Origin of the sequence: Kitasatospora sp. NPDC059722 (genome assembly GCF_042733235.1) — a bacterium.
Classification (GTDB): domain Bacteria; phylum Actinomycetota; class Actinomycetes; order Streptomycetales; family Streptomycetaceae; genus Kitasatospora.
This window is the reverse complement of sequence record NZ_JBHWGD010000205.1, coordinates 1-5,029: the sequence shown is the minus strand read 5'-3', so window position 1 is coordinate 5,029 and position 5,029 is coordinate 1. Positions and strand designations below refer to the sequence as shown.

General features: G+C 72.1%; 6 protein-coding genes and 1 pseudogene. 2 read left to right on the top strand and 5 right to left on the bottom strand.

Annotated features, from left to right (window positions below; all coding sequences use genetic code 11):
- Nucleotides 1-71 precede the first annotated feature (71 nt).
- The 3 genes and pseudogenes from ACFV4F_RS42235 to ACFV4F_RS42225 form a co-directional block, all read right to left on the bottom strand.
- Nucleotides 72-548 (bottom strand): annotated as a pseudogene (locus ACFV4F_RS42235) (rhodanese-like domain-containing protein); the annotation flags it as partial.
- Nucleotides 549-642: 94 nt separating this feature from the next.
- A complete protein-coding gene (locus tag ACFV4F_RS42230; protein WP_380511141.1) occupies nucleotides 643-1,395 on the bottom strand; it encodes a sulfite exporter TauE/SafE family protein in 753 nt (250 codons plus the stop codon).
- Entirely contained in the window at nucleotides 1,392-1,751 is a 360-nt protein-coding gene (locus ACFV4F_RS42225; RefSeq protein WP_380447422.1) for a rhodanese-like domain-containing protein, read from the bottom strand. The genes ACFV4F_RS42230 and ACFV4F_RS42225 overlap by 4 nt, the downstream gene beginning before the upstream one ends.
- Nucleotides 1,752-1,978: 227 nt before the next feature.
- Between ACFV4F_RS42225 and ACFV4F_RS42220 the strand changes: the two genes are divergently transcribed.
- Nucleotides 1,979-3,355: a rhodanese-like domain-containing protein gene (locus ACFV4F_RS42220; protein ID WP_380511138.1), complete on the top strand. Its 1,377-nt coding sequence runs from the start codon at nucleotides 1,979-1,981 to the stop codon at nucleotides 3,353-3,355.
- 72 nt (nucleotides 3,356-3,427) lie between these two features.
- Here the strand turns inward: ACFV4F_RS42220 and ACFV4F_RS42215 are convergent, their stop codons facing one another.
- Nucleotides 3,428-3,658, bottom strand: coding sequence for a helix-turn-helix transcriptional regulator (locus tag ACFV4F_RS42215; RefSeq protein WP_380511135.1), 231 nt, complete (start codon nucleotides 3,656-3,658; stop codon nucleotides 3,428-3,430).
- Between the two features lie 408 nt (nucleotides 3,659-4,066).
- Between ACFV4F_RS42215 and ACFV4F_RS42210 the strand changes: the two genes are divergently transcribed.
- On the top strand, nucleotides 4,067-4,681 hold the full coding sequence (locus ACFV4F_RS42210; RefSeq protein ID WP_380511132.1) for a hypothetical protein: 615 nt from the start codon (nucleotides 4,067-4,069) through the stop codon (nucleotides 4,679-4,681).
- Between the two features lie 136 nt (nucleotides 4,682-4,817).
- Here the strand turns inward: ACFV4F_RS42210 and ACFV4F_RS42205 are convergent.
- On the bottom strand, nucleotides 4,818-5,029 hold a 212-nt coding region (locus ACFV4F_RS42205), incomplete at its 5' end, for a hypothetical protein (protein ID WP_380511129.1).

Sequence of the window (5,029 nt, the reverse complement as noted above, 5' to 3'; positions counted from 1 at the left end):
GTATCGTGGGCTCGGATTTGTGTATAAGAGAGCGCGCGGTTGTGGGGGAGGGGGCCGAGTATGTGGCCCTAGGGGGTGGTGTTGCTGAGGGCTGAGAACACCAGCCCGCCGCCGACCGCCGCCGCGAGCCAGCGGGCGCCCGGGCGGACCAGGTCCGTCAGCATGGCGCCGAGGACCAGCGAGCCTGCCACCAGCCGGACTTGACGGTCCATCGCCCACACTGCGCGGGCTCCCTCCAGTCGGTTCAGCGGGTGGCCGGCGCTCGCCCAGGCGCCGGTGCCGCCGATCACCGGCACGGCCGGGATGCCGGCGGCCGTCAGGCGTTCGACCGCGGTGGTCGCGCGCGGGCCGGACGCGCAGGTGACGGCGAGTTCGCCGCGCGCGGCGGCGTCGCGCAGGGCGGTGAGGGCGTCGTCGAGGCGGTCGAGGGGGATGTTGAGCGCGCCGGGGATGTGGCCGGCGGCGTACTCGCCGGGGGAGCGGACGTCGATGAGGGTGAGCTGCTCCAGGCGGGGGCGGAGCTGCTCGACGGTCAGCGGCGTGGTCATGGGGGCCTTCCAAGGGGGGGAGTTGTGTGCGGGGGAGCTGTGTGCGGGGGAGTGGTGCGCGGGGGAGTTGTGTGCGGGGGTCGGAGCGGAGCTTTCAGTGCAGGGCAGTCACGAGCATGAGGCCTGCGACGCCCAACAGCGTGAAGGCGAAGGCCTTCTGGAGTGTCCGGCCGCTGAGGCGGTCGGCGAGCCGCTTGCCGTCCCACGCGCCGAGGATCGCGGCGCCGGTGAAGGGGGCGGCGACGGCCCAGTCGATGGCGGCGGTGGCACCGAGCCGGGGGACGAGGGCGGCCAGGGAGTTGGCAGTGATCACCAGCAGGCTGGTGCCGACCGCCTCGGCCATGGTGAAGGCGAGCACGGACACCAGCGCGGGGACGGCGAGGAAGCCCCCGCCGACGCCGAGCAGCCCGGTGACGGCGCCCAGGCCCGCGCCCGCCGCCGTCGAGCGGGCCGGACCGGCGGCGGAGCGCTCCTCCTCCCCGGCGTCGCGCCGCGGGGCGAGCATCCGCCAGGCGGCGAGTGCGGCCAGCACCGCGAAGGCGGCGGTGAGCAGCGCGGACGGCACGTGCGCGGAGAGCGCCCCGGCCGCGGCGGCGGCCGGCAGTCCGGCGGCGGCGAACAGGGCGCCGGTGCGCCAGCGCACCCGGCCGGCCCGGGCGTGCGCGACCAGGCCGGTCAGTGAGGTGGCGGCGACGATCAGCAGGCTGGCGGTGGTGGCCCGGGCCGGGCTGAAGCCGAGCAGGTAGACCAGCGCGGGCACGGCCAGCATGCTGCCGCCGCCACCCAGGCCGCCGAGCGCGAGGCCGACGACTGCGCCGGCGGCGAGGGCGAGGATCAGGGTGGTCATATGACGAGTCCCGCGTCACCACCCGGCGTGGTCACGGGCAAGCCCGCGTGCGCCCACGCGGTCATGCCGCCGGTGACGTTCAGGACGGTGGCCCCGCGCGCGGTGAGCAGCTCGGCGGCCCGCTGGGAGCGGTTGCCGGAGCGGCAGATCGCGAGGACGGTCCGTCCCTCGAACACGGGCGGGAGCGGCGCGCCCGCGGCGAGGGCGACGAGGGGCAGGTGGACGGCGCCGGGGGCGTGGCCCGCGGCGTACTCGGCCGCGTCGCGGACGTCGAGCAGGACGGCCCCGGCGCTGCGGGCGAGGTCGTGGGCATCCGCGGCGGTGGTCTGCCCGGGGGCGGGCGGCTGTGCGGGCATGGGCTTCTCCAGAGGTGGGTGACTGTGTCGACGGCCCCGTACGGCTCTCGGCGACGGCGGCCGGATCCCCCCTGCGGCTCACCATAGTACCCCCGGGGGTATTATCGAAACCATTCGGCGATACCCCTCCTGGTATTCGGCCATGGCGGCCCTATGCTGGTAGACATACCGAGGGGGGTATCGAGATCGTCTCGCGGCGCCACTGTCGCGCCGCCCAGGAGGTGCCCGTGTACTTTGCCCAGTTCTACCTCGACTGTCTCTCGCAGGCCTCGTACCTGATCGCCGACGAGGGCACCGGCCGTGCCGTCGTCGTCGACCCGCGCCGGGACGTCGACGAGTACGTCGCCGATGCCGAGGCGCGCGGTCTGACCGTCGTCGGCGTGATCAACACCCACTTCCATGCCGACTTCCTGGCCGGCCACCTGGAGCTGGCCGACCGCACCGGCGCGTGGATCGGCTACGGGCGCCGGGCCGAGACCGAGTACGCCATCCGCCACCTCGCCGACGGCGAGCGGATCACGCTGGGCGACGTCACCCTCCAGATCATGGAGACCCCCGGACACACCCCCGAGTCGATCAGCGTCCTCGTCTACGAGCACGCCGACGACGCCGTCCCGTACGGCGTGCTCACCGGTGACGCCCTGTTCATCGGCGACGTCGGGCGTCCCGACCTCCTCGCGTCCGTTGGGGTCACCGCCGAGGATCTCGGCGCCATGCTCTACGACTCCGTCCACCGCAAGCTCATGGCCCTGCCCGACGACGTCCGGGTCTTCCCCGCCCACGGCGCCGGCTCCGCCTGCGGCAAGAACCTCTCCAGCGAGAAGCAGTCCACGATCGGAGCGCAGCGCCTGACCAACTACGCCTGCCGGCCCATGGACCAGGACACCTTCGTCCGCATCGTCACCGCCGGCCAGTCCGCCGCCCCCGCGTACTTCGGCCACGACGCCGCCCTCAACCGGCAGGACCACCCGCTGCTCGACCGCACGAGCCCTGCCCGTTCCCTGTGTCCCGAGAGCTTCAAGGAGGCCCTCAGCGCGGGCGCCGTCGTCCTCGACGCCCGCAGCCCCCAGGACTTCGGCGCCGGACACCTCCACGGCGCCATCAACGTCCCCCTCGACGGCCGCTTCGCCGAACAGGCCGGCACCGTCCTCACCCCCGACACCGACCTCGCGATCATCGCCCCCCAAGACCGCGAGGACGAAGTCGTCACCCGCCTCGCCCGCATCGGCTTCGACCACATCGCCGGCTACCTGCGCAACCCCGACACCGCCCTGACCACCCTCGCCGACGACCTCACCCCCGCCAGCCGCCTCACCGCCGACCAACTCCGCTCCGCCCTCGCCGACGAACAGCCCCCCACCGTCCTGGACGTCCGCACCTGCGGCGAACGCGAAACGGGATTCATCGAAGGATCCCTGCACATCCCCCTGGCCGAACTCCCTGCCCGCCTGGACGAGATCCCCACCGACCACCCCTTGGTCGTCCACTGCGCCAGCGGCCACCGCTCCTCCATCGCCGCCAGCCTGCTGCGCCACCACGGACACACCGACGTCTCCGACCTCCTCGGCGGCTACGGCGCCTGGCACACCCTCACCAGCAGTTGAGCGGAGGCGCCGGGGCAGCCACCCGGATGCGACCCGCCGCGAAGGCCCTGGATGCGGAAAACGCGCGAGGGGTCAGCCCTCACGGGCACACCCCTCGCAACCGTCATGGACCTGTCCTCCGGAGAGCCCCTGCTGCCGCACCCAGGCCTGAACCTCGGACACCCTGAACTGCAACTTCGCATTCGGACCGGCACCGAACCGATAAGGAGCCAGCCCCACACGCTGCGCCTCGCGATACGCCCACGCAACGGACATGTTCAGATACTCGGCAGTCTGCCTGACGCTCATGAACTGCTCGGACACGGCTTCTCCTCGGTGACCAGGTGGATCCAGCGGACCCCGAAGATCAGCGACAACGCACGATTTGGCTGCGCTGTAACCACGTGGGAGCGAAGCCATCCCGGCGGCACTGTCGGGCGGTCAGGGCGATGTCCGAGCGTGTCAGCCAACGGAGTACCCTCAGGCTGGCTCGTATCACCGGCGCGCGGTGGAGAGCGGGCCGCCGAAGGCAGGTTCGAAGGCGTTCGGGGTTGCCTTCGAGGGGGTCGTCCATCGCGCGGCCGGCCCCGGTCGGGCCGAGTGCCATGCAGGCGCACTTCAGCGCGGCCCGGGTGAGTTTTCGGGGTTTCGGTGGCGTACGACCGGGGACTGCGGGATCCTCGTTGCCCGTCCCCGAAGAGGGCAGGGGCAGAAGGTTGTTGGAGGAATGCCATGAGTGAGCGGGAGACGTGGTCGACGGACGAGTTCGGCGCCCTGCATACGGGTGAGGTCGGAGTGCTCCTGGCCGACGGCACCGTTCCGCGCCCAGTCATCTTCGACACGAGTAGCAGTGGGGCAGCGCACTCCGTTTCGCACTGGAGCGTCTACGACGGGACTCTCCGTGCGCCGCGGGCGCACGCGGTGCGCGGAGTGTGCTCCTGTGGGTGGACGGGCCCTGAGCGCCTGCTGGAATGGGACGAGACCGATGACCCGAAACTGGACCGCGCGCGCGTCAACGTGGCGATCCACTGCGAGAGCGACTGGTGGGACATGCACCTTGTCGAGGTGGAGGCGTCCGCGGTGCCTCTGCCCGAGACGATCACCGACCTGCTGAGCCGGCTGGGAGAGGAGATCGAGAAACTGGGGCACACCCAACCGCTGGCGGCCGTACGCGCGGCCCGCAAGCTGGAGATTACCGCCGGGGACGTCGCCCTCTGGCCCGCCCGCAATGCCTGGAACGACAACAGCACCGTACAGATCGCCGCCGCCCTCGGCCTCAACGAAGCCGACGCCCGCCATCTGCTGCACCGCTACAGCCGCTACAGCCGTCACAACCGTTACACCTGATATCTCCGCGCCTGGCCATCGGCTGACCGGGGCCCGCGCCAGGTGGGCCCCACGCTCACCCGGGCAGCGAGCGGACGGGGGCGCTTCATGGCGAGCGAGGGATCGCGCTCAGCAGCCGGTGATGACGATCGGCCCTTCAGACCGTGAACCACTCCTTGCCCTCGGCGGAGCTGTACGCCAGGACGATGATGCCCGCGATCGCCATGCCGGCCAGCGAGATGATCGAGCCGGAGAAGAGCTGTCTCACGCCGGCGACGATCGTGAGCCACTCGATCACCAGCACGGTCTTCCGGGTCCACCGGGCCCCACCCGGCGCCAGGGCCGCGCAGGTGCCGAGCAGGACGCCGA